The organism is Rhodanobacter lindaniclasticus (assembly GCF_004799035.1).
GTDB classification, from domain to species: Bacteria; Pseudomonadota; Gammaproteobacteria; order Xanthomonadales; family Rhodanobacteraceae; genus Rhodanobacter; species Rhodanobacter lindaniclasticus.
The window spans coordinates 1-562 of the sequence record NZ_MWIO01000107.1 but is presented as its reverse complement, the minus strand read 5'-3'; the positions used below and the strand labels follow the sequence as shown (position 1 = coordinate 562).

Below are 562 nucleotides of genomic sequence, written 5' to 3'. Positions count from 1 at the left end.
ACTGCGGAGCAGGCGCTTGCAGCGAGAACGGAATGCGATGCCGTTTTCCGCCGGCCGCCTGCAGATCCACGCCGCCCTGATCAAACGCGATCACCTTGAATCCGCCCGGGAGGTGATCGCCGACCTTGCCCTCAGCCATTCCGCCGTTGGAGTACAGGAACTCCACGTATCGAGTGCCGTTGGCACCGAATAGACCGCGCGCCGCGGGAAGCTGCGCTTCCGCGCTCTTGGTCACGGCTTGTGCGCCCGAATCTACAGCGCCACTTGCTGGCGCGTTGAGCTCCGTGAGTTCCTGGGCGGCCTTCGCCTTTGCCGCCTGCGCTCGCATCATCAGGGTTTCGCCTTGGACTGCGTCCAGCTCCGCCACGGACGGCACAACGGCCTGGCTGATGCCAGGTGCTGCTGCCAGCAGCAGCACTGCGGCCATCTTCATGAAGTTAGCGACCATAGATTTCTCCGGTGATATTCCAAGTGAGTTGGGCGTCGTCGTGGTTGAGCTCTACTGCGATCTCGCGAATGCGCATTCCATCCTCGGTAACCGGCGCGAGAAGCTGGTTAGGAC

1 protein-coding gene is annotated in these 562 nt (G+C 62.6%); it reads right to left on the bottom strand.

What is annotated here, in order from left to right; genetic code table 11:
* Positions 1-448 (bottom strand): type IV pilus biogenesis protein PilP (pilP, locus tag B1991_RS18555; protein ID WP_136260145.1); only part of this gene is annotated, 448 nt, incomplete at its 3' end.
* Between the last annotated feature and the right edge of the window lie 114 nt (positions 449-562).